Raw genomic sequence first — 24,616 nt, forward strand, 5'->3', positions numbered from 1 at the left:
GCCGCAACGCGGTCGATGCCCGCCACAGCCGCGGGTCAAGCGGTGCCCGGCTGCTCAGGACGGACGCCTCGCCAGGCCGATGGGCGGCGGTATCCGGTCCGACGAGATCCGTTGCCGGAACACCCAATACGTCCACGCCTGGTAGACGACCGTCAGCGGCGCCATGATCGCGGTCACCCAGGTCATGATCTTGAGGGTGTAGGGGGTCGACGAGGCGTTGTAGATCGTCACGTTCCATTGGCTGTTCAGCGTCGAGGGCACCAGGTTCGGATACAGCGAGCCGAACAGCAGGACGACGACGGCGGCGACCACCAAGGCGGTGCAGGCGAAAGCCCAGCCGTCCGACGCGCGCCGCCACACCAACAGCACCGCGGCCAGCTGCGCGACGACCGCGACCCCCAGCACCAGCCAGGTCCAGCCCTTGCCGTGCGCCAGCTGGGTCCAAAGCCCAAATGCCGCAACCAGTCCGGTGACCGGAAGCGACAGCCGCACCGCGAATCGGTGCGCGTCGTCGCGGATCGTGCCCGACGTCTTCAGGCCGACGAACACCGCGCCGTAGAACAAGAACAGCCCCGCGGTGGCCAGGCCGCCCAGCAGGGTGTAGGGGTTGAGCACGTCGGTGATCGACAGGTTGACGTGGCCGGCGGCGTCCACCGGCAGGCCGCGGACCAGGATGGCGAACGCCACGCCCCACAGCACGGCGGGCAGCCACGACCCGGCGGCGATCCCGAAATCGGCCCAGCCGCGCCATTTCGTGTCGTCGACCTTGCCGCGCCATTCGATCGCCACGGCCCGCAGGATCATGCCGAACAGGATCGCCAGCAGCGGGAGATACAGCGTGGAGAACACCGTGGCGTACCAGCCGGGAAATGCGGCGAACATCGCCGCGCCGCCGGTGATCAGCCACACTTCGTTGCCGTCCCAGACCGGGCCGATGGTGTTGAGCACGGTGCGCCGCTGCAGTTCCGGCTCACCGGTGCCCGTGCGCGCGAACGGCTCCATCAGCATGCCGACGCCGAAGTCGAAGCCCTCCAGGATGAAGAAACCGAGAAACAGCAATCCGATGATGCCAAACCACAACTGTTGCAATGCCACCGGTCAGCTCCTTAATACGCGAACGAGAGTGGGGCCACCTCGTCGTCGCTGGGTGCGCGAGGCGGTGCCGGTTCCGCGTCGTGTTCCTGCGGCCCTTCGACGATGTAGCGCTTGAGCAGCCAGAACCAGATGACCGCCAGCACCGCGTACACGAGGGTGAACGTCACCAGGGAGGTGACGACCATACCGGGGGCGTGGTTGGACACGGCCTCGTGAACGGTGAACCGAACCTGCTGGTCGCCGGTCGGGTTCGGGACGACGATCCACGGCTGGCGGCCCATTTCGGTGAAGACCCACCCGGAGATGTTGGCCAGGAACGGTGTGGGAATGGTGAGCAGCGCCAGCCAGGAGAACCAGCGCTGGTTGGGCGCCCGGCCGCCCCGGGTGAACCACAACGTCGCCAGCGCGAACAACACCGGAATGGCCAGGAACCCGATCATCGCGCGGAACGACCAGTAGGTGACGAACAGGTTGGGCCGGTAGTCGTTGGGCCCGAAGCGGTGCTCGAAGTCCTGCTGGATGTTGCGCACCCCCTGCAGCGTCACGCCGTCGAATCGTCCCTCAGCGAGGAACGGCAGCACGTAGGGGACCTGGATGACGCCTTTGACGCCGTCACAGTTGTTGTGCCGGCCGACGGTCAGGATCGAGAAGTCGGGATCTGTCTGGGTGTCGCACAGCGTTTCCGCCGACGCCATCTTCATCGGTTGCTGAACGAACATCAGCTTGCCCTGGCGGTCGCCGGTGAAGAACAGGCCGACGGCGGCGAGCAGCACCACCCAGCATCCCAGGATGGCCGCGGGCCGAAACACGGTGCGGGCGTCCGCCTCAGGGAGGGCGGCCCCCGGCTTGCGCGAGCGGACCAGCCACCAGGCGCTGACGGCCGCGACGAACGTCCCGGCGGTCAGCAAGGATCCGGTCACGGTGTGCGAAAACGCAGCCAGCGCAGTGTTATTGCGGAGCAGCGCGGAAATGCTGTCCAACTCGGCGCGGCGCGTCACCGGGTTGTAGTGCGCGCCGACCGGGTGCTGCATGAACGAGTTCGCCACGATGATGAAGAAGGCGGACACGTTGACGCCGAGCGCCACGATCCAGATGCACGCCAGGTGCACCAGCCGCGGCAGCCGGCTCCAGCCGAAGATCCACAGGCCGATGAAGGTGGACTCGAAGAAGAAGGCGAACAGGCCCTCCATCGCCAGCGGGGCGCCGAAGATGTCGCCGACAAACCGCGAATACTCGCTCCAGTTCATGCCGAACTGAAACTCCTGAACGATTCCCGTCGCCACGCCGATGGCGAAGTTGATCAGGAACAACTTGCCGAAGAACTTGGTGAGGCGATACCACGCGGCGTTGCCGGTGGCCACCCACACCGTCTGCATGATGGCGAGCAGGGGGGCCAGGCCGATGGTGAGCGGCACGAAGATGAAGTGGTAGACGGTTGTGATACCGAACTGCCACCGCGAAATATCGACGACATTCATTGTCATCTCCTGAGATTACGGCCAGCTACGACACAGTGTAGTAGTTGGCTCAGACCGGCGCTATGCCTTAACCACTGAGTTGTTTGGACGCTTTGCGAATGCCGAATGAGGACACGATCTCGAAGACGCCGATCACCACGAACCACACGCCGACCACGAGCGCCAGGGTGACGATCGACTCGAACGGCGACGCCAGGACCACGATTCCGGCGAGCAGGCTGATCGCGCCGACGAAGATCGACCAGCCGCGCCCGGGCAGCGCCGGATCGCTGATGGCCGAGACCGTGGTACCGACCCCGCGGAAGATGAACCCGATTCCGATCCAGATGGCCAGCAACAAGACGGCGTAGCCCTGGCCGAAATGGCGAAACGCCAAGACCGCCAGGATGAGTGATGCCGCGCCGCTGATGAACAGGAGAATCCGGCTGCCCGCCGAGACGTGCAGGCTGAACGCGAACATCACCTGCGCGACGCCGGCGATCAACAGGTAGACGCCGAACGCGACGGCAGCTGCCAGGATCGTGATCCCCGGCCACGCGAGGATCACGGCGCCGAGGATCAGCGACAGGATTCCCGATACCAGCGTCGATTTCCATAAGTGCGGCAACAAGCTTGGAACCGGGGCGGTTCCAGGAGTGGTTTGCATGGCCGCAGTCTGACACAGTCCGCGGTGCGGGGGATAGGGACTTTCGACTCACACGCGCGCGGTGCGCGGTTCCTCGGAATGCAGGTCTGTGGACTGCTCGGTTGCCTTGCGGCCGATCAGATACCAGGTCCGCATCGGGCCCTTGCCCTTGACGTCGACGCGGCCCCGCTCCTGCAGCACGAATTCGTCTTTGAGGCGCTCGTACAGCTCCTCGGGCACCTGGATGCGGCCCACCGAGTCGGTGGCTTCCATCCGGGAGGCGACGTTGACCGCGTCGCCCCACACGTCGTAGAAGAACCGGCGAGAACCCACCACGCCCGCGACCACGGGCCCGCACGCCATGCCCACCCGCAGCGGAACCGGCTCGCCGTGTGGATCCTTCAGTCCCGCAACGACGTTGGCCATGTCGAGCGCGAAATCCGCCAGCGCTTGGGAGTGGTCCGGCCGTGGCCGCGGGACGCCGCTGACCACCATGTACGAGTCGCCGCTCACCTTGATCTTTTCCAGCCCGTGCTTGTCCACCAGGGCGTCGAACGCGCCGTAGAGGCGGTCGAGGAAACGCACCAGATCGGCCGGGGGGGTGGCGCTGGCGCGTTCGGTGAACCCGACGATGTCGGCGAACAAGACCGTTGCGTCGTCGTACTTGTCGGCGATGACGCCGCGGCCCGGCTCCTTGAGCCGCTCGGCGATGCTGGCGGGCAACATGTTTTCGAGCAACGTCTCCGAGCGGTCGTACTGGGCCTCCATCACGGCCTCGGCGCGCGCGGTGTCACGCAGGGCGAACCACACCGTGACGACGACCATCACGACGCTGGAGATGGCGGTGACGACAAAGCCCGCCGACTGGGCCCAGGCCGGCTGCAGCCCGGTGTTTTCCGGGACCAGGAACTGGACCGCGATGATCAGCCCGGCCGCGACGGCCGCCAGCGCGGCCGCCAGCACGATGTGTTCGATTCCCAGCAGCAGCACCACGATGCAAGCGCCGACCAGGAAGAAGAACTGAGACCCCGAACCGGTGCCGATGTCCAGGCAGCTGGCGAAGACCGAGACGTAGGCCGCGCCGATAAAGGTAAGCGGCGCAACCAATTCCCCGAACCGCTGCAGCCACGGCACCATCGCGAAGACCATGGCGCCGATGACGTTGATCGAGCTGACCTGCCACGTCCAGGAACCGGTGGCGATCTGCACGACCACGAAGCTCACGCTCACCATCACGGCCAGCCACGCGGTGATCATGAGGATCCGGCCCCGGCGTGCGGCGCTGGCGGCGTAGTGCTGATTGCGGTCGCGCGTCTGCGCCCGCACCGCGGCCACGCAGTCCGGGCGATTCGACGAGCCGTCTTTCCGGGGTGGGGCCCCGCATTTCTTGGCCACCACCACCAAAGCGTAACCGTTGACCTCGCTATTTGTCGGCTGGCTAGTCAAGATCGCCGGTCAGCCACTCCGACGGCCGGTGCGGCGACAGCGAGCCGTTGGGCATGATGTGCTGCACCGGGTGGCCGTCGCGGGCGGCCAGGTCGGCGATCATGCGCCGATGGCAACGCCACCAGGTGGGCTCACCGCACATCACGGCGACGTTGCCGGCCTCGGCGTCGCGCAGCAGGCGCCGGTACGCCGCCTGGAAGCCTTGTGTGCGGGTATGCGCCGCGTAATTGGCGAACGACCGGCTTTCCCACCACTGGTCCCGCGGCGCCGGGGAGGCCGGAGGTCTGCGTCGCCCACCGAGGTCCGGTTCGTGGCGGTAGGCGATCCCGGCGGTGCCCAGCCAGCCCGGCAGCGCTTCCTTCGACACGTCGGGGTTGCGCCGCGAGCCGGGGAAACTGCGCACGTCCACCAGCAGCGTGATGCCGTGCCGGCGCAGCGCGGCGGTGAGTTCGTCGGCGGTTTTCGCGCCGTGGCCGATGGTGTACAGCATGGGTGGGGAGTGCCCTCGGTGGGATTCGAACTCTTTTCCCGCGTCGCTGACACCTGCGACGATACCGCGAAAACACCTCACTGCCTGCAGTGTTCTAGTCAACCGAGATTAATGCCGATTAACCGCGACGAACCGAGGATGTAGCCAAAACGCAGCCAGACGAACGGGTGTTCGGCGCCAACGGTGCCGGGGGCCGTAACCAAGTGGCCAAGGTCGCCCCCGGTGTAGTTTCGGGCGTCGTGACGGATACACCAAGCCGACTCGAACAGCAGATAAGGGAGACAGACGCCAGGGTCGAGGCCCACCGTAAAGCCGAGGCGCGCGCGTTCAAGCCCTCCAGAACGCCCGAGGTGCTGATCTTGCGCGTCATTGGAGGTTGGGAGAACTTGCTCGGCGTGGTGAACTTCAGTCGATTTCATGCCGCCGGCTACGGCGCTGGCCCGCTTCCGAAGGAAGAACTGGCCAAGGGCATGCGCGGACTGGCCGACAAGTTGCGGGTCCGGTGGCCCCACCAGGATTGGTCCGCCACGGCGGCACGGGCGAAGCTGGCCCGCAATGAGCTGGCCCACCTGCTGTACATCCTTGAGGTCGAGGGCGACATGCCGGATCGGACGTTCTACATCGCACGACTCGGCGAGGAGGGTAAGCCGCGCAAGGCCGCCGATGGTACTCCCGGCGAATTGTCGTGGCGCGATGAAAATTGGTCGTCTCAGACGCGACATGTCGCAGCGATTCGTGAGCGGGCTCTGATCGAAGCCCTTGAGGGCATGAAGTGGATGATTGATTGCTGTCGCGGGCTCCTCCGAATCGGTGCTCTCCTCATGCACGAGAACGCCGACCTACCCGATAACAAGGTGATCGACTCCTACATGTGGCAGGTCAACTGGTGGCTGCCCGAATGGGGTGACCCCGAGACGACGCCGCTCACCGTGGGTCATGTCCGCCTGGGGCCGGGCGAGTCGAACTGACGAATCCGGCGTTGGACACCGGCTTGCGATCATGTCTGGTATGGCAGCTCGGACGCGTGTATCGCCGTATCGCGAAAGCCATTTCGGTCCAGCATTCGCCTCAGTGTGGGTTTGGCGAGATGGTGTTTGACAGATGGTCCGGTCACGACTTCCACAAGGGCGGCGTGATCGAATGGCAGTGAGACATACGGCTTGAACAACGTCGGACCCCCAGAGCGGAATCGCACATCGACTGTATCCAGCGTTCCTTGTGCGTAGTCGGAGAACGGTTTGCCCAAGGTCCCGAGAGCAATCCGCTGCATGCGAGTCCTGCCGCCTAGATGCTCGGTGATTGTGACGCGGTGTTCTCGCTCATCTTCGAATGCGTCGTGTTTCACCAGGGGTAGCCAATGCACGTGGGCGTGGGTTCGGAAAATGAGATTCGCGACCTTGCTGTCGAAGCTGCCCACTCCGTTCTTGTCGCCGCTCCTCTCCACAACCTCTATCAGATTGCCGACGAGGCGATCACGCTCGGCGTCGCCGTAGCGCACCTGCTGCAGGACCGCCATGTCGGTCATGTGCTGCTGGCGTGTCGGTGGGGGCGGTGACTCACCTTCCGGTAGATCTGCGGGTGCGCTGTCAACGACCCAAGCCATCGCGGGCAATAGGTGACCACCCTGGGCGTGGTGGAAGATGGGCGCGTTAAGCGCCCGTATGCGTTCCGAATCGAACCCGAGAGCGATGCCGTGACCGTTCGCGCCGTAACGGCTCCACTGGCTCACTACGTCCCGGAGTTCAGTGAAGCACGCCACAAACATGCTGTCGTCGAAGCCCATCAGGTCAGTGGCTTTCATCAGTTCCAGTGCTTTGAGCTGCGCGGCATACGCTTCTGAATATTCACCCGGTTCTGATGAGAGCTGCTGCAGCTTGGCCACGAACGGGTCCCACGCATAGCTCAGCTCACGCGAATCGTTGAGGTATCGGAAATCGGTTGCCCACAATGCGGCATTCTGAATGATGCCCGCGAACGCCTGCGTGTCTGTGTAGTGGTAAACGGTCGAACCCACTTCATCAAGCTACGTTGTTTCTGCTGGGCTTCGACCGCGCGCTTGGCGGTGTGTCCCGATCAAGCTTTGTCCCGCGTCAGGCGGGCACAGATGGTCGCGTCACCGTGAAGGAACCCGGCGCGGCGCCGCCGCGGATCAGCGCGAGATCATGCCCGTTGTCCTTCGCCGGGATGCCCAGCGCCGCGCACACGTCGGCGTGCCGGACCACGGTGGTGGTGGCGATCTTGGATGCCAGTTGGCAGATCGGTCCCCAGCACCGCTCGAGCAGCGGGATGACACCGGAGCCGGCGGCGGTCCCGCCGGCCGCCAGGAGCACCGCGTGGTCGCCGTGGCGGTTGACCTCCAGGATGCGGTACAGCTCGGCCTGGGTGGGTCGGCGGTCATGGCGCCAGCGCAATTGCGACCACGGGCCGGCGAGCGCGACTTCGGGGTCGTGGCCCAAAGGCATCGGGTCCAGGGTGGTCAACGCGCGGAAGGGGCCGCCGGTTTTCAGGCCCGTCACCGACGCCGCGCGGAGCCGCCCACCCAGGACAACACCGGCCAGCCCGTGGGCTGATTCGTGGATGCACAGTTCGGCGAACCGAAGCTCGCGGGTGGAGAACTCGGAACGCTGATTTCTCATGCCGACCCGCCCTCGATGGAGACGGCGCCCAGCGGCTGCTCGTAGGCGATAACGCAGCTGCGCTCCGCGATCCCGATGTAGGTGTTTTCCTGGTAGTCGATAACGTCGCGGACCGCCACCGTCTCCCGCCACCCCCACAACGGCCGGGATGTGGCGATGAGCAGCGAGTCACCCAGCACCGGCCGGTAGCCGCCGTCGAAGATCACAGCGTGCCCGCCCGGTGTCAACCAGCCACCGACCCCGCCGCGCGTGATCAACACATGGCTGACCAGGTGTGGCAGCAGGAACGGTGAGCAGTGCACCGCGCCGACCACGTTCGCGTCGGCGAACAAGCACTCAATTTCGCCGACCGCCTCGATGAGATCACCGCCCGCGATCGGTGCGCCCGCGTCCACCAGGAGCCGGCCGGCGAACTCGCGGGCCACCAGGTTCGGCTCCCGGATCCGCAGCACCTGCTGGCATCGGGTCAGCACTTCAGCCCGAGATTCCGGGGTCAAGTCGCAGGCATCGAAACCCCAGCACGTGATCCCGAAGAACGTGCCCGGATCATCCGGGCGCACCCCTTCCTTGACTTCACCGGACACCGACCCGGAGCCGGGTTCATCGCACCAGCCGGCGCCCCACACACCCGCCGACAGCTCCCCGCTGAAATTGCCGCTGACCGAGCTGCGCAGGGCGATCCCCGCCTCAACCCAGCGCGGCGGCCCCGTCTCCTCGGTCCAGGACACCGCGTTGACAAGCCCACCCGGCGCCGGGTTCGTCAGCGGCGGCGTGAAATACGTTGGCAGCAACGAATGTTCCTGCGTCAGCGTCATGTGCGTGATCCCTTCCTAGACGGGTGGACAGGCGCGGGGCGGTGCCGCCGGGAGACCGTCATCACGACGACACCGCCACCGCTTCGGAGGCCGAGCTATCCTCCGCACCCTCGGAGCCTGCGCGCTCCGAAACCTCGCACTCCCCGCCGGCATCATCGGCGCGCTCGTCGGGGTCATACCAGCGCACCTTGGCCTCGACCGCATCGGCGAAAGTCTGATCAATCAGCCCGGTCTCCACCGCGTGATCCAAGTGCTTCCGGAACCGCCAATACCCCAGCCCCGCCAACGCTTCCGCAACCCTCGGGTCGGTGTCGTCGGCATAGTGGGAGCGCAGGTTGGCCAGTTTCGCCTTCCACACCGTCACCGGCAGCCTCGACAAGTCACTTGTGCTCATGGCTCGGGATGCTAGCCGCTAGGTGTGCAAGCAAAAAAGTGCACCGGGTACCGGGTTAGGGGTTTTACCTGCGGCACAAGCGGTCTCGGCGTGTCCTCCTTGACTAAAACCCCTACCTCAGTGTCCGCCAGGAGATTTCGGCCCTGAGAGCCCCGTAGAGCGACCGAAACGCGGCCAGGGTTCCCGACTATCCACCCCAGCCCTGCCCACCCCGCAGCGGTCGCAGCACCCGCCCCGAATCACACGCCCTACGCCAACGCCACCCCCACAACCGCACAAAACACCCAAACCCCGTGCGACCAAACACCGTGCGCGGCACCCCGCGATGCGAGGATCACCCCATGCGCAAACGCCACGGCCCCGCCCGCGACCGCCAACTCAAAGCCGTTGAGCTGCACCTGGCCGGCATGACGTACCGGGAGATAGCGCAGCGGTTGGGTTTCCGCTCCGAGTCCGGCGCGAGGATGGCGGTGAACCGGGACTTCGCACGGCGCTCCGCGGGCATTGATGAGCGCCGGGCGTCGCATAGCGCCAGGTTGGAAAAGTTGATCGCGGCGCACTGGACGAGAGCCACGACGGGCCGTGATCCTGACGCGGCGCATGTTGTGTTGCGCACCATGAGCGACTACTCCCGGCTGTGGGGCCTGGATGCGGCGCAGCGCCACCTGGTCGCGGCCGGCGTGATGTCCTCGCAGGACTTCGCCGAGAAGTGCGCCGAGATGATCGAGACGTTGGGACCGATCGCGATGGCGCAGACGCTGGCCGGTGCGCCGGGGGTGGCGGCTCTGCTGCCGGCGGAGACGCGGGCTGCCCTGTTCGCCGAGCCGCCCGTCGAGGAGGTCTTCGATGCGTCCTGGTCGAACGTCGAGCCGAGCGACGCCACGTCCGCGGCGTTCACCGCTTCCGGGGCGCTCACCGACGACGACCAGGACGACGACGAGCCCGACGAGCCGGCCGAGCCCGACGAGCCGGCCGAGCCCGACGAGCCCATCGAGGTCGAGGCCGAGGTGATCGAGGGCGAAGTCATCGAGGCCACGGTGATCCCGCTGCCGCCCGGTCAACGCAGGATCCCGGCAAGCGAGGTGCTCGACGGTGACGGTGTGCCGGTCCGCACCAGCTTGTCCGGCCGGCGACTCGGCGAACCCCGCTACAACCCGCTCGCCGGCACCCGCTTCGGCGGCAGCGAGATTCTGTGGCCCTAGAAGGGGCCTGGGTGAACGCCCATCCCACCGAGGACACCGCCTCGCTAGCCGGTATTTGCGCAGGTCAACGGCCTATCGCAGCCCGGTTATCCGACCGGCGTCGACCCGATTGGCTGCGCTTTGGCTGCAATTCCGGCCCGGAGCCGCGCGGTGACCTGCGGATATGGCCCTCGTCGGCCGGTGTGAGCCAGCGGCGGCAGGAACGGCACATGAAGCCGCGGCGGCAGCAGCAGGCCGCCATGAAGTAGGCGGCAAGCCCGGAGTCGTGGCGGGTCATGATTCGTAGCCGGCGCGGACGTTGTCTTCGATGCGGGCCTGTTGCCCGGCGGTCGGGGTGTAGGGCTGCGCGCCGTTCTCGCGTGCGCGTGCGCGTGAGTCACCTTCCCCTTCCTGGTTGCTTTTAGTACTTTCCTGCCTTCCTGCCTGCCTGCCTATTGAGTCCGCCGTGACATCACGCGTGACGTCACGCGTGACATCCTGTTGACCTGCTGCTTTCGCGGCGCGGGATTTCGCCTTCCGTTCGCGGTTTCCGGCGCGCAATCGGTCGTTGGCTTCGAACTCCGCGCGGCTGGTTTGCGTCGCGAGGTAGACAGTTATCAGCCAGCCGTCGTCGAGTTTCACGAATAGCTCCGCGGCGGCAAAAGCGGCCACGGCGTCACGGTCCAGCCGGGGAATCAGCGACAGGTTCTCGGTGCGGATGAAGCCGTCGGTGCGGTTGGCCGCACACCACGCCAGCGCGTGCATGAGCGCTCGGAAGTGCTCGGCGGAGAGCCCTTGGATTCGGGCGTCGTGCATCCAGTGGTCGGGGAATCGGGCATCGGTCATCGTGGCCGCCTCCCGCAGATGTCGTGTGGTTCTGCTGGGTCGCGGCGTTGGGAACCCGGCAGTGGCGGCAGCCGTCGCGACGCCTCGTGCCGGCGGCGGAGCTGGGCCAGCAACTCGGCCCCGCAGGTGGTCTTAGGGGTACCGGGGGCGGTATTTTGGCTTTGGGCTCGGATAGTCAATCTCGGCCTCTTTCGGTAAGTCGCCCCGCTCGGTATCGGTGACCGGCGGGGCGCTCGCGTATTCGGGTGTCAGTCGCCCGGCCGGGTGGTGTGGGTGTCGAGATATTCGCGAATATCTTTGACGCGGTAGAGGATTCGGCGCCCGGCGCGTATGTAGGGCAGGCCGACGCCGCGGTAGCGGTTTTGCGCGAGGACGGCCTCGGTGGTCTTCATGAAGCGTGCGGTTTCGGGCGGTGTCAGCACCGCTTCGGGGTCGCGGGGCAGTACCACCGTCTCGGGTGCGGCAGTGGCGGCCGCTGCGCGCAGTCCGGCGCGGGCCTCGGTCTCGGGTGTGGCGGCGGTGCTCATCAAAACTCCATCTTTGATCGCTTTCGCGATCCGTTCGATCTCCGAATGAGATATGTCTAACATTCATCGCTACTGAGGTCAATTTATGCGGATAGATCTTCATCTTTGATACGATCTCGGGATGGCAGGGAAAAAATCTGACCTAGGCCCCACGGGCAAGACCGTGACCCGCAATGTTCGCCGGCTCCGCGAAGCGCGCGGGTTGAGCTACGCCGGGCTGAGCCGGCGGCTCGCCGACATGCGCCGGGAGATACCGCCGCTGGGGCTACGTCGGATCGAGTCCGGCGAGCGGCGGGTGGATGCCGACGACCTCGTTGCCCTCGCGATCGCCCTCGGCGTGACGCCGATCACCCTGCTGATGCCCTACACCGAAACCGAGGACACGCCTGTTGAGGTGACGGGATGGCCTGAGCCGATTCGGGACAGGACGCTGTGGAGCTGGCTGGAGGCGCGAGATCCTCTCTCCGCTGACGTCGGTGACGATTCGATGCACGGGTGGTTGGCGTTTGTTCTCGCGACGTCGCCGACCTGGATGGTCCGCGGAATTGACGATGCGGTGCGCCGGGGGCTCGACGGACAGAGGGCACGCCTTGCCCTGGACATGCAAGCAGGGAAGGCCCTCAACCGAGCCGCCAACCGAAGAGAGGACGGCTAAGAGATGGCCAGCATCAAGCGTTACGGGACGGCTAAGGGTGAGCGGTGGCGTGTGCAGTACCGCACGCCTGAGAACCGGGTGACGCAGCGGCGCGGATTTGCGACCAAGCGCGACGCTGAGTTGTTCGCGGCCACGGTGGCGGTGTCCAAGTCGCGCGGGGAGTACATCGACCCGGCCGACGCGCGGGTGCGCGTCGGTGACCTCGGGCCGGGGTGGCTTGAGCGCCGCGCGCACCTCAAACCGTCGACGCGGCGCAGCGATGAGATCGCCTGGCGCGTTCACGTGCAACCCCGCTGGGGCAACGTGAAACTCGCCGACCTCAAACGCTCCGCGATACAAGCCTGGGTCGCGGATATGGGCCGCGAGGTCGTCAACACCGAGGGGAAGGTGACCAAGCGTGCCAGCGGCGCAACTGTCGTGATCCGCAACTTTGGCGTGCTGGCCTCGATCCTCGATGACGCGGTGGCCGACCGGCGGCTGCTGACCAACCCGTGCCGCGGGGTCAAGTTGCCGCGCAAACCCCGCCGTGAGCACCGCTACCTCACCGACGAGCAGGTGTGGGAGCTGGCGCACCAGGCCGGACCCGACAAGGGCGTGGCCGTGCTCGTGCTGGCGTACTGCGGGCTGCGGTGGGGCGAGCTGGCCGGGCTGCACGTCGCCGACCTCGACCTGTTGCGCCGCCGTGTTCATGTGCGCCGCAACGCCGTCAACGTCGGCGGCACCATCGAGGTTGGCACACCCAAGACGCATGAGCGGCGCACGGTGCCGCTGCCGCGGTTTTTGGTCGAGCCGCTTTCCGCCGTGTGCCGGGGCAAGACCCGCGAGCAAATCGTGTTCCCCGCCGCCAACGGCAGCTACAGCAAACCACCCGGGGTGAACACGTGGTTTTCCGGCGCGGTGGACCGCTGCGTGACCGCGGCGGAAGCGGCCCGTGCCGCCGAGCGCGCCGCGCACCCCGACCGCGAACCGGACACGCCGGTGTTCCCGCGGATCACTCCGCACGACCTGCGGCACACCGCCGCAAGCCTGGCGGTGTCGGCCGGCGCCAACGTCAAAGCGGTGCAGAAGATGCTCGGGCACGCCTCCGCGGCAATGACTTTGGACACCTACGCCGACCTGTTCGACAAGGACGCCGAGGCCGTCGCCGACGCCCACGACCAGCGCCTCGCCGGGATGGTGTTCGCACCGAATGCAGCCAAAACGCAGCCACACACCGCGGAACAGGCCGGATAACCCGCCCGCGGTAACCCGTTGACCTGCACAAACATTCACGATTGACGTGGTGCCCTCGGTGGGATTCGAACCCACACTGGACGGGTTTTGAGTCCGTTTCCTCTGCCAGTTGGGATACGAGGGCTGGGCAGCCTCCCACCATAGAGGATTGGTGCGCCGATCGATTCTCACCGCCCCCGAGTGCGCTGGTCGCGGGCGTGCAGGACACAATGTCCGTCATGACAGGCCCCACGACCGACACCGACGCCGCCGCACCGCGCCGGGTCCTGATCGCGGAAGACGAAGCGCTCATCCGGCTGGACCTGGCGGAGATGCTCCGAGAGGAGGGGTACGAGATCGTCGGCGAGGCCGGCGACGGCCAGGAAGCCGTCGAACTGGCCGAACGCCACCAGCCCGACCTGGTGATCATGGATGTGAAGATGCCGCGGCGCGACGGCATCGACGCCGCCTCGGAGATTGCCAGCAAGCGCATCGCGCCGATCGTGGTGCTGACCGCGTTCAGCCAGCGCGACCTGGTCGAGCGCGCCCGCGACGCCGGCGCCATGGCCTACCTGGTGAAGCCGTTCACCATCAGCGACCTGATCCCGGCCATCGAGCTGGCGCTCAGCCGGTTCGCCGAGATCACCGAGCTGGAACGCGAGGTGGCGACGCTGTCCGACCGGCTGGAGACCCGCAAGGTCGTCGAACGCGCCAAGGGTCTGCTGCAGACCAAGCAGGGCATGACCGAGCCCGAGGCCTTCAAGTGGATTCAGCGCGCGGCCATGGACCGGCGCACCACCATGAAGCGGGTGGCCGAGGTCGTCCTGGAAACCCTCGGCGACGCGGCCAAGGAGCCCAAAGAACAGTCGTGAGCGTGCGCGGTTGTACACGTTTCACGGCGTGTCGGCGTACAGACACGCACGTTCGCGCAGAGGTGCTCTAGCGCGCCACGATCACGGACGAGCCGTGCCCGAACAGGCCCTGGTTCGCGGTCACGCCGACCGTGGCGTTCTCGACCTGCCGGCCGGTGGCCTGACCGCGCAGCTGCCAGGTCAGCTCGCAGACCTGCGCGATGGCCTGGGCCGGGATGGCCTCGCCGAAGCAGGCCAGCCCGCCCGACGGGTTGACCGGGATCTTGCCGCCGATGGCGGTGGCACCGCTGCGCAGCAGCCCCTCGGCCTCGCCCTTGGCGCACAGACCCAGGTGCTCGTACCAGTCGAGCTCCAGCGCGGTGGACAGGTCGTAGACCTCGGCCAGGCTCAGGTCCTCGGGCCCGATGCCCGCTTCGGCGTAGGCCGCATCGAGGATCTGATCCTTGAACACCCGATCCGGTGCGGGTACCGCCGCGGTGGAATCCGTTGCGATGTCGGGCAATTCGGGCAGGTGCTGGGGATAGTGCGGGGTCACGGTGCTGACCGCGCGCACCGACGGCACGCCCGCGACCGAGCCGAGGTGCTTCTCGGCGAAGGACTTGCTCGCCACGATCAGCGCGGCCGCCCCGTCGGAGGTGGCGCAGATGTCGAGCAGCCGCAGCGGGTCCGAGACCACCGGGCTGGCCAGCACGTCGTCGATCGAGTTCTCCTTGCGGTAGCGGGCATTCGGGTTGTTGAGCCCGTGCTTGGAGTTCTTGACCTTCACCTGGGCGAAGTCCTCGAGCGTGGCGCCGTAGAGGTCCATCCGCCGCCGAGCCAGCAGCGCGAAGTACACCGTGTTGGTGGCGCCGATGAGGTGGAAGCGCTGCCAGTCGGGGTCATTGCGGCGTTCGCCGCCGACGGGCGCGAAGAAGCCCTTCGGCGTGGTGTCCGCGCCGATCACCAGCGCGACGTCGCAGAACCCGGCCAGGATGTGGGCCCGGGCGCTCTGCAGCGCCTGCGAGCCGCTGGCGCAGGCGGCGTAGCTCGAGCTGACCGGAATGCCGTTCCAGCCGAGCTTCTGCGCGAACGTCGCGCCGGCGACGAATCCCGGGTAGCCGTTGCGGATGGTGTCCGCCCCGGCGACCAACTGGATCTGGTTCCAGTCCAGGCCGGCCTCCGCCAGCGCGGCGCGCGCGGCGACGACCCCGTACTCGGTGAAGTCGCGGCCCCATTTGCCCCAGGGGTGCATTCCGGCACCGAGGATGTACAGCGGTTCGGGGGGCGTGCTCATGAGCGGATCCTCCACGCGTGCACGATGCGCTGCACGCCGTCGTCGTCGGTGAACAGCGGCATGGTGGTCAGCTCCATCTCCATGCCGACCTTCAGGTCCGCCGCCAGCGTGCCCTCGACCACCTTGCCCAGCACGATCAAACCCTCGTCGGCCAGCTGCACCGCGGCGACGGCGAACGGCTCAAAGGGGTCCGGGGAGGGGTACGGCGGGGGTGGCGCGTAACGGTTCTCGGTGTAGCTCCACAGCGTTCCGCGCGTCGACAGCGCGACGGACTCCAGCGTGTCGTTGGCGCAGGCCGGGTTGGGGCAGTTGTTCTCGCGGGGCGGGAAGACGTAGGTGCCGCACGCGGGGCACTTGCTGCCGATCAAATGGGGGCGGCCGGCCTCGTCGGTGGCGAACCACCCCTCGATCGCGGGTTGTTGGCTGGTGACCTTAGGCACCCGCCAACACTACCAAGCGCTTGTTTGGGTACGCCAGAGCCCGTCACACCTAGTGCCTAGAGTGTGAGCAGTGAGCACCGCCAACGCGACGGAAACCAAACCGACACTGATGCTGTTGGACGGCAATTCGCTGGCGTTCCGGGCGTTCTACGCGCTGCCCGCCGAGAACTTCAAAACCCGCGGCGGCCTGACCACCAACGCGGTATACGGCTTCACCGCCATGCTGATCAATCTGCTGCGCGACGAGGCCCCGACGCACATCGCGGCGGCGTTCGACGTGTCGCGGCAGACCTTCCGCTCCGAGCGGTACCCCGAATACAAGGCGAACCGGTCGTCGACCCCGGACGAGTTCCACGGCCAGATCGACATCACCAAGGAAGTGCTGGGCGCGCTGGGCATCACGGTGCTCTCCGAGCAGGGCTTCGAGGCCGACGACCTGATCGCGACGCTGGCCACCCAGGCCGAAAACGAGGGCTACCGTGTGCTGGTGGTCAGTGGCGACCGCGACTCCCTGCAGCTGGTCAGCGACGACGTCACCGTGCTGTATCCCCGCAAGGGCGTCAGCGAGCTGACCCGGTTCACCCCTGAGGCGGTCGTCGAAAAATACGGGCTGACCCCCACGCAGTACCCCGACTTCGCCGCGCTGCGCGGCGATCCCAGCGACAACCTGCCCGGCATCCCCGGGGTCGGGGAAAAGACCGCGTCGAAGTGGATCGCCGAATACGGCTCGCTGCAGGCGCTGGTCGACAACGTCGACTCGGTGCGCGGCAAGGTCGGCGACGCGCTGCGGGCCAACCTGGCCAGCGTCATCCGCAACCGCGAGCTCACCGACCTCGTCAAGGACGTACCGCTGGCCCAAACCCCGGACACGCTGCGGCTGCAGCCCTGGGACCGCGACCAGATCCACCGGCTCTTCGACGACCTGGAGTTCCGGGTGCTGCGCGACCGGCTGTTCGAGACGCTGGTCGCCGTCGAGCCCGAGGTCGACGAGGGTTTCGACGTGCGCGGCGGCGCGCTGCAGCCCGGGACGGTCCGACAGTGGCTGGCCGCGCACGCCGGCGACGGGCGGCGCGNCTGCCGCACGGCGGGGACGCCACCGGGCTGGGCATCGCCGCCGCCGACGGCGACGGCGGCTACGTCGACACCGCGACGTTGACCCCCGACGACGACGCCGCGCTCGCGGCCTGGCTGGCGGACCCCGCCAAGCCCAAGGCGCTGCACGAGGCCAAGCTCGCCATCCACGATGTGGCGGGCCGCGGCTGGACGCTGAACGGCGTCACCTCCGACACCGCGCTGGCGGCCTACCTGGTGCGGCCCGGTCAGCGCAGCTTCACCCTCGACGACCTCTCGCTGCGCTACCTGCGTCGCGAGCTGCGCGCGGAAAGCCCTGAACAACAACAGCTTTCGCTGCTCGACGACATCGAGGGCACCGACGAGCAGGCCGTGCAGACCCTGATCCTGCGGGCGCGCGCCGTGGTGGACCTGGCCGACGCGCTGGACGCCGAGCTGGATCGCATCGACTCCACCGCGTTGCTGGGCGAGATGGAGCTGCCGGTCCAGCAGGTGCTGGCCGGCATGGAGAGCGCCGGCATCGCCGTCGATCTGCAGCTGCTGGGCGAGCTGCAAAGCCAGTTCGGCGACCAGATCCGCGACGCCGCCGAGGCGGCCTACGCCGTCATCGGCAAGCAGATCAACCTGGGCTCGCCCAAGCAGTTGCAGGTGGTGCTGTTCGACGAGCTCGGGATGCCCAAGACCAAGCGCACCAAGACCGGCTACACCACCGACGCGGACGCCCTGCAGTCGCTGTTCGACAAGACCGGGCACCCTTTCCTGCAGCACCTGCTGGCCCACCGCGACGTCACCCGGCTGAAGGTCACGGTCGACGGGTTGCTGAACTCGGTGGCCGCCGACGGCCGCATTCACACCACGTTCAACCAGACGATCGCGGCCACCGGGCGGCTGTCGTCGACCGAACCCAACCTGCAGAACATCCCGATCCGCACGGAGGAAGGCCGCCAGATCCGGGACGCGTTCGTCGTCGGCAAGGGCTACGAAGAGCTGATGACCGCGGACTACAGTCAGATCGAGATGCGGATCATGGCGCACCTGTCCCGCGACGAGGGCCTCATCGAGGCGTTCAACACGGGGGAGGACCTGCACTCGTTCGTCGCCTCGCGGGCGTTCGGGGTGCCGATCGAGGAGGTCACCGCCGAGCTGCGGCGCCGGGTCAAGGCGATGTCCTACGGGCTGGCCTACGGGTTGAGCGCCTACGGGCTGGCCGCGCAGCTGAAGATCACCACCGAGGAGGCGAAGGTCCAGATGGACCAGTACTTCGCCCGCTTCGGCGGGGTGCGCGACTACCTGATGGACGTCGTGGAGCAGGCCCGCAAGGACGGCTACACCTCGACGGTGCTGGGCCGCCGCCGCTACCTGCCCGAGCTGGACAGCAGCAACCGTCAGGTGCGCGAGGCCGCCGAGCGGGCGGCGCTCAACGCGCCCATCCAGGGCAGCGCCGCCGACATCATCAAGGTGGCGATGATCGAGGTCGACAAGGCGATCAAGGAGGCCGGGCTGGCGTCGCGCATGCTCTTGCAGGTGCACGACGAACTGTTGTTCGAGATCGCGCCCGGCGAGCGGGACCGGGTCGAGGCGCTGGCGCGGGAGAAGATGGGCGGGGCGTATCCGCTGGACGTTCCGCTCGAGGTGTCGGTGGGTTACGGGCGCTCCTGGGACTCCGCCGCTCATTGAGGCCCCCGGTGTAACGTGAGGGCGAAAAATCGGCCGGAAATTCGCCGTGGCGTTACATTCCCTTCAGCATGTAGCGGCCGAGTTTGTCCAGCTAGTGCCCTGTCGAGTAGCCTCGACAGGTAAATCCCAGTTTTATCCCTACGACCTCACCTGTCCGGAGCAACCCAACAACATGCCGAGTCCCACCGTCACCTCGCCGCAAGTAGCCGTCAACGACATTGGCTCGAGCGAGGATTTTCTCGCCGCAATAGACAAAACGATCAAGTACTTCAACGATGGCGACATCGTCGAAGGCACCATCGTCAAAGTGGACCGGGACGAGGTGCTCCTCGACATCGGCTACAAGACCGAAGGGGTCATCCCCGCCCGCGAGCTCTCCATCAAGCACGACGTCGACCCCAACGAGGTCGTTTCCGTCGGCGATGAGGTCGAGGCCCTGGTCCTCACCAAGGAGGACAAAGAGGGCCGGCTGATCCTCTCCAAGAAGCGCGCGCAGTACGAGCGCGCCTGGGGCACCATCGAGGCGCTCAAGGAGAAGGACGAGGCCGTCAAGGGCACGGTCATCGAGGTGGTCAAGGGTGGCCTGATCCTCGACATCGGGTTGCGCGGCTTCCTGCCCGCCTCGCTGGTCGAGATGCGCCGGGTCCGCGATCTGCAGCCGTACATCGGCAAGGAGATCGAAGCCAAGATCATCGAGCTGGACAAGAACCGCAACAACGTGGTGCTGTCGCGGCGGGCCTGGCTGGAGCAGACGCAGTCCGAGGTGCGCAGCGAATTCCTCAACCAGCTGCAGAAGGGCAGCATCCGCAAGGGTGTGGTCTCCTCCATCGTCAACTTCGGCGCGTTCGTCGACCTCGGCGGTGTCGACGGCCTGGTGCACGTCTCCGAGCTGTCCTGGAAGCACATCGACCACCCGTCCGAGGTGGTGCAGGTGGGCGACGAGGTCACCGTCGAGGTGCTCGACGTCGACATGGACCGCGAGCGGGTTTCGTTGTCGCTCAAGGCAACCCAGGAAGACCCGTGGCGGCACTTCGCCCGCACCCACGCCATCGGCCAGATCGTGCCCGGCAAGGTCACCAAGCTGGTTCCCTTCGGCGCGTTCGTGCGCGTCGAGGAGGGCATCGAGGGCCTGGTGCACATTTCCGAGCTGGCCGAGCGCCACGTCGAGGTGCCCGATCAGGTGGTCGCCGTCGGCGACGACGCGATGGTCAAGGTCATCGACATCGACCTGGAGCGCCGCCGAATCTCGTTGTCGCTCAAGCAGGCCAACGAGGACTACACCGAGGAGTTCGACCCGGCGAAGTACGGCATGGCCGACAGCTACGACGAGCAGGGCAACTACATCTTCCCCGAGGGCTTCGACTCCGAAACCAACGAATGGCTCGAAGGCTTCGACGCCCAGCGCAACGAGTGGGAGGCGCGCTACGCCGAGGCCGAGCGCCGGCACAAGATGCACACCGCGCAGATGGAGAAGTTCGCGGCGGCCGAGGCGGCCGGGCACGGCGGCGGCGAGCAGTCGCCAGGTAACGGCGCTCCGCCCGAGAAGGCGGCCGGTGGGTCGCTGGCCAGTGACGCCCAGTTGGCGGCTCTGCGGGAAAAGCTCGCCGGCAACGCGTAACCGCCTTCGCGCATGCTCCGCATCGGGTTGACCGGTGGCATCGGCGCCGGCAAGTCGGCGGTGTCGGCCACCTTCGCGAAGTGCGGTGCGGTCATCGTCGACGGCGACGTCATCGCGCGCGAGGTGGTCCAGCCGGGCACCGAGGGCCTGGCGGCGCTCGTCGAGGCGTTCGGTGACGACATCCTGCTTCCCGACGGATCACTGGATCGTCCGGCCCTGGCCGCCAAGGCCTTTCGCGACGACGCGGCGCGCCAGCGGCTCAACGGGATCGTCCACCCGCTGGTGGGCAAGCGGCGCGCGGAGATCATCGCGTCGGTGCCCGACGATTCGGTCGTCGTCGAAGACATTCCGCTGCTGGTGGAATCCGGGATGGCGCCGCTGTTCCCGCTCGTGGTCGTGGTGCACGCCGACGTCGAGGTGCGGGTGCGACGGCTGGTCGACCAACGCGGGATGCCCGAAGAGGACGCCCGCGCGAGGATCGCCGCGCAGGCCAGCGACGAGCAGCGCCGCGCCGTCGCCGACATCTGGCTGGACAACTCGGGCAGCCTGAAGGACCTGGTGCAGCGGGCCCACGACGTGTGGAACAACCGGATCGTGCCGTTCGCCTACAACCTGAGCGCGCGCCAGATCGCCAGGGCGCCCGCGCGACTGGTGCCGGCCGACCCGAGTTGGCCCGACCAGGCGCGGCGCATCGTCAACCGGCTGCAAACGGCGTGCGGCCACCGGGCGCTGCGCGTCGACCACATCGGCTCCACCGCGCTGCCCGCATTGGACGCCAAGGACGTCATCGACATGCAGATCACCGTCGAATCACTCGCGGTCGCCGACGAACTCGCCGAACCGTTGTTGGCCGCCGGTTACCCCCGCATCGAGCACCTCACCGAAGACGTCGCCAAGGACGATGCGCGCAGCACCGACGAGCGCTACGACCACAGCGACGATCCCGGCCTGTGGCACAAGCGGATTCACGCCTCCGCCGACCCGGGCCGGCCCACCAACGTGCACCTGCGGGTGGACGGCTGGCCCAACCAGCAATTCGCTCTGCTGTTCGTCGCCTGGCTGCGGGCCGATCCCGGCGCGCGCGCCGACTACCTGGCCGTCAAGCTCAGGGCCGAACAGGCGGCGGGCGGTGATATCTCGCCCTACGTCGCCGCCAAGGAGCCGTGGTACCCCGACGCCTACCGGCGGGCGTGGGAGTGGGCCGACTCAACCGGATGGCAGCCCTAGCCGGTCGGTGTCGCGCCGCACTGCAGCACGCCGTTTTTCGGATCGGAATTCCCCGGCGTGGGTCTGACGAACTGATCGAGCTGCGTGAAAACGTTGTCGTCCACGTCGATCTCGCAGTGCACGTTCGCCGAGTAGGGGAAATGCAGCACGATCTGCATGCCGGCCTGCTGCGGATCGGGCAACACCGTGTTGGCCTCGAACACGTTGCCGGGCATCGAGGGAAGGTTGGTGCTGTTCGTCCGGTCACCGTTGATCACGAAAATGGCCTGGCTGCCGGTGGTCAGCGCATCGATCCGGGCGCGGTAGGTGATGTTGTGCAGGTCCGCCCGCGCGGTTGCCGGGCTTAGCTGGGAGCCGGCCGCGATGACGGTCAGGGCGGCGATCGTCATCCACCTGTGGTTGCTGGGGCTCATAGCAGCCGAGATTACCCGGGCTGGCACCGCGAGCACCACAGCGACGTCCGGCCCCCGACCCGGCCGTGCGCGAGCCGCGCGCCGCAGCGCGGACAGGACGGGTCCGGCTCGTCGCGCACCCCGGTCAGCCACCCCGGCAGCCCTGGAACCCGGCCGTGCCGCACCGACGTGCGCAGCACCGACGCCATGGCGGCGTGCAGGCGTTTGACGTCGTCGGAGTCCAACCCGGGATCCGGGCGATGCGGCGCGATCCGGGCCCGCCGGCAGATCTCGTCGGTCAACAGGTTGCCCAGCCCGGCGATCACCGACTGGTCCATCAGCGTGGGCTTCAAGCGACCGCGCCGGCCCGACAGCAGATCCCCAAACGCCGGCAGGCCGATGCCCAGCGCGTCGGGGCCCTGCGGCCCGGTCACCCGCGCGACGTCCTCGTCGGTATCGGCAAGCCATACTCCGCGCAGCTTGCGCAGGTCGGCGTAGCGCAGTTCCCCGCGATCCAGCGCGATCAGCCGCTCGTAGGGCTCGCGGGCGGCGCCGTCGGCGGCGTAGTACGGGTGTCCCGTCATCCCGCTGTGCACCAGCAGCGTCGGGCCGTCCGTGGGCAGCATCAGCCACTTGCCGTGCCGCCGTGGGGGATCGAAACGCCGGCCACCCAGGCGCCGGCCCAGTGCCGCGGCGGTGGTGTTGCGCAGCACGCCGGGATCGTGGACCTGCACCCGCCGGATCCGCCGCCCCGGCAGCGTGCCGGCCAGCTGGCGCCGAAACCACTCCACGCCGGGCCGCTCCGGNCCACGGATCCGGTTGCCCGGCAAGCCGTTTGGGAATACCGCGGATCGTGAACCGATCCGCCCGCAAGCCGCGGGTGTCCAGCTCGTCCCATTCCAGCGGCGTCGCCACCGGCGCGCCCCGGCGGGCCCGGACGGAGTACGGGGCAACCGCGGTCTGCGCGTAGGCGTTTCGCATGATGTCGAGATACACCCGATCGCCGCGCTTGTTCTTCCGGGCTGCCACGGTGCGATGCGCGGCGTCGTCGGCGGCCACCACCTCGGCCACACCGCGGGCAAAGCGCCGGGCGGCGTCGAAATCGGTGTCGGCGCGCAGGGGCGTCACGACGTGCAACCCGCGCGACCCGGTGGTCTGCACGTAGCACGCCAGCCCGAGGTCGTCCAGGACCCCGGCCACCGCGCGCGCGGTCGCGCGCACCACGGCGAAGTCGCTGTCGGACGGGTCGAGGTCGAACACCAGCCGGTCGGGCTTGTCCAGCCGCAGTCGCCGCGACTGCCACACGTGCAGCGTGACGCAGTTCTGGTTGGCCAGCCAGCGCAACGCTTCCGGGCGTTCGGCCACGGGATGTACTACGGTGCCGCCGTCCTCCTTGGCGACCTCGACCCGGCCCATCCAGTCGGGCAGCGAATCGGCGAAATCTTGCTGCACCCAGCCTTGCTCACCGATGCCGCGCGGGAACCGTTGCACGGTGAGCGCCCTGCCCTTGAGGTGGGGCAGCATCGTGTCGGCCACCTCGCCGTAGTAGTCGACCAGTTCGCCCTTGGTGATTCCGTCGTTCGGGAACATCACCCGGTCCGGGTGGGTGACCTCGACGGCGATGCGGGGCATCAGCGCGTCTCCCGCACCACGTCGGCGGGCTCCTTGTCGGTGCGCAGGCCGAGGTAGCGCGGGTGGCGCAGCTTGCCGTCGCGCGTCCACTCGGTGAAGCCGATCTGGACCACCAGCTCCGGACGTACCCAGCGGGCCCCGTTCTCGCGCACCAGGCCCCGGGTGAAGGGTGCCGCGTCCTGCTCGATCGGCGACAACCGCGCGTGCAGGCGGCGCAGCGTGGCTTCGTCGAAGCCGGTTCCCACCTTGCCGGCGTACACCAGGTCGCGCCCGTCGTGGTAGCCGAGCAGCAGCGCGCCCAACTCGATGCGGCTGCCTTTCGGGGCGGTGTAGCCCCCGACCACGAACTCCTGATCGCGAACGCACTTGAACTTCAACCAGTTCGGCGAGCGCCGGCCGTCATATCTGGAGTCGGCCAGCTTCGCGATCACCCCTTCGTCGCCACGCTCGCAGGCTTGCCGGTAGGCGGTGATGCCGTCCCCGACGCGGTGGGGCGTGTAGCGCAGCGGATCGTCGAATTCGATGGCCTTGCGCAGCAGCCTTTTTCGCCACAGCAGCGGCACGTCGGTGGTGGACTTGCCGTCGAGGTGCAGCAGGTCGAACAGGTAATAAAAGACGCGCACCGGCGATGCCCGGGCCACCTCGGGGTCGGTGATGCCCAGGCGGCCCTGCAATCGGGCGAAGCTGGTGCGGCGCCCCTCGAACGCCACCACCTCGCCGTCGACGACGAATCGTGTCGTGTGCTGGGCGCCGAGCGCGTCGACCAGTTCGGGGTAGGTGCCGTTGAGCGGCTGGCGGTTTCGCGACAGCAGCCGCACCCGGTCGCCGTCGCGGAATGCCAGGCAGCGCATCCCGTCGAATTTTCGCTCGAAGATCCAGCCGGGATCGGAGAAGCGCTTCTCGGTCAGGGTGGCCAGCGTCGGGGCCCGCCAGTCGGGCACCGGCTCGTCGCGCAGCGCCGCGCACACGGAGGGGGGCAGGGCGGGGGGGCCGGGCCAGGACAGGTGGCCTCTT

Annotated in this window: 23 protein-coding genes, 1 tRNA gene and 2 pseudogenes; 8 read left to right on the forward strand and 18 right to left on the reverse strand. The window is 67.6% G+C overall.

Features of this window, described 5'->3' with window-relative positions; all coding sequences use genetic code 11:
* Positions 1–54: 54 nt before the first annotated feature.
* The 5 genes from cydB to BN4348_RS38150 form a co-directional block, all read right to left on the reverse strand.
* On the reverse strand, positions 55–1,095 hold the full coding sequence (cydB, locus tag BN4348_RS38130; protein WP_066911159.1) for a cytochrome d ubiquinol oxidase subunit II: 1,041 nt from the start codon (positions 1,093–1,095) through the stop codon (positions 55–57).
* An 11-nt stretch (positions 1,096–1,106) separates the two neighbouring features.
* A complete protein-coding gene (locus BN4348_RS38135) occupies positions 1,107–2,573 on the reverse strand; it encodes a cytochrome ubiquinol oxidase subunit I (RefSeq protein WP_066911165.1) in 1,467 nt (488 codons plus the stop codon).
* A 67-nt stretch (positions 2,574–2,640) separates the two neighbouring features.
* The gene (locus BN4348_RS38140; protein ID WP_096866125.1) at positions 2,641–3,237 is read right to left on the reverse strand and encodes an HdeD family acid-resistance protein; all 597 of its coding nucleotides are present in this window, start codon (positions 3,235–3,237) and stop codon (positions 2,641–2,643) included.
* Positions 3,238–3,267: 30 nt separating this feature from the next.
* Positions 3,268–4,596, reverse strand: a complete 1,329-nt coding sequence (locus BN4348_RS38145) for an adenylate/guanylate cyclase domain-containing protein (RefSeq protein ID WP_066911225.1) — start codon at positions 4,594–4,596, stop codon at positions 3,268–3,270.
* Positions 4,597–4,636: 40 nt separating this feature from the next.
* Positions 4,637–5,134: a DUF488 domain-containing protein gene (locus BN4348_RS38150; RefSeq protein WP_066911171.1), complete on the reverse strand. Its 498-nt coding sequence runs from the start codon at positions 5,132–5,134 to the stop codon at positions 4,637–4,639.
* A gap of 203 nt (positions 5,135–5,337) precedes the next feature.
* On the opposite strand from BN4348_RS38150, the gene BN4348_RS38155 reads away from it, so the two are divergent.
* Entirely contained in the window at positions 5,338–6,102 is a 765-nt protein-coding gene (locus BN4348_RS38155; RefSeq protein ID WP_142308659.1) for a hypothetical protein, read from the forward strand.
* 29 nt (positions 6,103–6,131) lie between these two features.
* Here BN4348_RS38155 and BN4348_RS38160 read toward each other — a convergent pair whose 3' ends face one another.
* The 4 genes from BN4348_RS38160 to BN4348_RS38175 all read right to left on the reverse strand — a co-directional run bounded on the left by BN4348_RS38160 (position 6,132) and on the right by BN4348_RS38175 (position 8,979).
* Positions 6,132–7,148, reverse strand: a complete 1,017-nt coding sequence (locus BN4348_RS38160; protein WP_066911178.1) for a DUF2971 domain-containing protein — start codon at positions 7,146–7,148, stop codon at positions 6,132–6,134.
* A gap of 76 nt (positions 7,149–7,224) precedes the next feature.
* Complete coding sequence (locus tag BN4348_RS38165; RefSeq protein ID WP_066911181.1) at positions 7,225–7,770, reverse strand: hypothetical protein; 546 nt, start codon at positions 7,768–7,770, stop codon at positions 7,225–7,227.
* Complete coding sequence (locus tag BN4348_RS38170; protein WP_066911184.1) at positions 7,767–8,585, reverse strand: hypothetical protein; 819 nt, start codon at positions 8,583–8,585, stop codon at positions 7,767–7,769. Before BN4348_RS38170 ends, BN4348_RS38165 begins: the two co-directional genes overlap by 4 nt.
* Before the next feature lie 61 nt (positions 8,586–8,646).
* The gene (locus BN4348_RS38175) at positions 8,647–8,979 is read right to left on the reverse strand and encodes a hypothetical protein (protein WP_066911187.1); all 333 of its coding nucleotides are present in this window, start codon (positions 8,977–8,979) and stop codon (positions 8,647–8,649) included.
* Positions 8,980–9,320: 341 nt separating this feature from the next.
* Here BN4348_RS38175 and BN4348_RS38180 point away from each other — a divergent pair, with 341 nt between their 5' ends.
* Complete coding sequence (locus BN4348_RS38180) at positions 9,321–10,181, forward strand: hypothetical protein (RefSeq protein ID WP_066911189.1); 861 nt, start codon at positions 9,321–9,323, stop codon at positions 10,179–10,181.
* Between the two features lie 273 nt (positions 10,182–10,454).
* On the opposite strand, the gene BN4348_RS38185 is transcribed toward BN4348_RS38180, so the two are convergent.
* Positions 10,455–11,006, reverse strand: a complete 552-nt coding sequence (locus BN4348_RS38185) for a hypothetical protein (protein ID WP_066911192.1) — start codon at positions 11,004–11,006, stop codon at positions 10,455–10,457.
* A gap of 248 nt (positions 11,007–11,254) precedes the next feature.
* A complete protein-coding gene (locus tag BN4348_RS61270; RefSeq protein ID WP_235852680.1) occupies positions 11,255–11,533 on the reverse strand; it encodes a helix-turn-helix domain-containing protein in 279 nt (92 codons plus the stop codon).
* 121 nt (positions 11,534–11,654) lie between these two features.
* Here BN4348_RS61270 and BN4348_RS38195 point away from each other — a divergent pair, with 121 nt between their 5' ends.
* Both BN4348_RS38195 and BN4348_RS38200 read left to right on the forward strand, forming a co-directional pair.
* On the forward strand, positions 11,655–12,188 hold the full coding sequence (locus BN4348_RS38195; RefSeq protein ID WP_066911198.1) for a helix-turn-helix domain-containing protein: 534 nt from the start codon (positions 11,655–11,657) through the stop codon (positions 12,186–12,188).
* A 3-nt stretch (positions 12,189–12,191) separates the two neighbouring features.
* The gene (locus tag BN4348_RS38200) at positions 12,192–13,421 is read left to right on the forward strand and encodes a tyrosine-type recombinase/integrase (RefSeq protein WP_066911201.1); all 1,230 of its coding nucleotides are present in this window, start codon (positions 12,192–12,194) and stop codon (positions 13,419–13,421) included.
* Positions 13,422–13,468: 47 nt separating this feature from the next.
* On the opposite strand, the gene BN4348_RS38205 is transcribed toward BN4348_RS38200, so the two are convergent.
* Positions 13,469–13,545 (reverse strand) — tRNA-Leu (locus BN4348_RS38205).
* A 94-nt stretch (positions 13,546–13,639) separates the two neighbouring features.
* On the opposite strand from BN4348_RS38205, the gene BN4348_RS38210 reads away from it, so the two are divergent.
* Positions 13,640–14,272, forward strand: a complete 633-nt coding sequence (locus BN4348_RS38210; RefSeq protein ID WP_066911228.1) for an ANTAR domain-containing response regulator — start codon at positions 13,640–13,642, stop codon at positions 14,270–14,272.
* Between the two features lie 67 nt (positions 14,273–14,339).
* Here BN4348_RS38210 and BN4348_RS38215 read toward each other — a convergent pair whose 3' ends face one another.
* Together BN4348_RS38215 and BN4348_RS38220 are read right to left on the reverse strand one after the other, a co-directional pair.
* Positions 14,340–15,545 carry a lipid-transfer protein gene (locus BN4348_RS38215; RefSeq protein ID WP_066911231.1) on the reverse strand — a complete coding sequence of 402 codons (1,206 nt, stop codon included), beginning with the start codon at positions 15,543–15,545 and terminating at the stop codon, positions 14,340–14,342.
* Positions 15,542–15,985, reverse strand: coding sequence for a Zn-ribbon domain-containing OB-fold protein (locus BN4348_RS38220; protein ID WP_066911204.1), 444 nt, complete (start codon positions 15,983–15,985; stop codon positions 15,542–15,544). The genes BN4348_RS38215 and BN4348_RS38220 overlap by 4 nt, the downstream gene beginning before the upstream one ends.
* 109 nt (positions 15,986–16,094) lie before the next feature.
* Here BN4348_RS38220 and polA point away from each other — a divergent pair.
* The 3 genes and pseudogenes from polA (at position 16,095) to coaE (ending at position 21,578) form a co-directional block, all read left to right on the forward strand.
* A pseudogene (gene polA / locus BN4348_RS38225) lies at positions 16,095–18,733 on the forward strand (DNA polymerase I).
* Positions 18,734–18,905: 172 nt separating this feature from the next.
* A complete protein-coding gene (rpsA, locus tag BN4348_RS38230; RefSeq protein WP_066911207.1) occupies positions 18,906–20,351 on the forward strand; it encodes a 30S ribosomal protein S1 in 1,446 nt (481 codons plus the stop codon).
* A 12-nt stretch (positions 20,352–20,363) separates the two neighbouring features.
* Positions 20,364–21,578 (forward strand): dephospho-CoA kinase, encoded by a 1,215-nt coding sequence (coaE, locus tag BN4348_RS38235; protein ID WP_066911210.1) that lies wholly within the window; start codon positions 20,364–20,366, stop codon positions 21,576–21,578.
* On the opposite strand, the gene BN4348_RS60380 is transcribed toward coaE, so the two are convergent.
* The 4 genes and pseudogenes from BN4348_RS60380 to ligD (BN4348_RS38250) all read right to left on the reverse strand — a co-directional run bounded on the left by BN4348_RS60380 (position 21,575) and on the right by ligD (BN4348_RS38250) (position 24,606).
* Positions 21,575–21,991: a hypothetical protein gene (locus tag BN4348_RS60380; RefSeq protein ID WP_066911213.1), complete on the reverse strand. Its 417-nt coding sequence runs from the start codon at positions 21,989–21,991 to the stop codon at positions 21,575–21,577. The genes coaE and BN4348_RS60380 overlap by 4 nt on opposite strands.
* A gap of 11 nt (positions 21,992–22,002) precedes the next feature.
* Positions 22,003–22,761 carry a DNA-formamidopyrimidine glycosylase family protein gene (locus BN4348_RS38240; RefSeq protein WP_235852681.1) on the reverse strand — a complete coding sequence of 253 codons (759 nt, stop codon included), beginning with the start codon at positions 22,759–22,761 and terminating at the stop codon, positions 22,003–22,005.
* Positions 22,709–23,602, reverse strand: a pseudogene (ligD, locus tag BN4348_RS38245) (non-homologous end-joining DNA ligase); the annotation flags it as partial. The pseudogene ligD (BN4348_RS38245) and the gene BN4348_RS38240, both read right to left, overlap by 53 nt.
* Positions 23,602–24,606 (reverse strand): non-homologous end-joining DNA ligase, encoded by a 1,005-nt coding sequence (gene ligD / locus BN4348_RS38250; protein ID WP_084454056.1) that lies wholly within the window; start codon positions 24,604–24,606, stop codon positions 23,602–23,604. The pseudogene ligD (BN4348_RS38245) and the gene ligD (BN4348_RS38250), both read right to left, overlap by 1 nt.
* Positions 24,607–24,616 lie beyond the last annotated feature (10 nt).

The sequence above is a fragment of the Mycobacterium interjectum genome (assembly GCF_900078675.2).
In the GTDB taxonomy this organism is placed as follows: Bacteria; Actinomycetota; Actinomycetes; order Mycobacteriales; family Mycobacteriaceae; genus Mycobacterium; species Mycobacterium interjectum.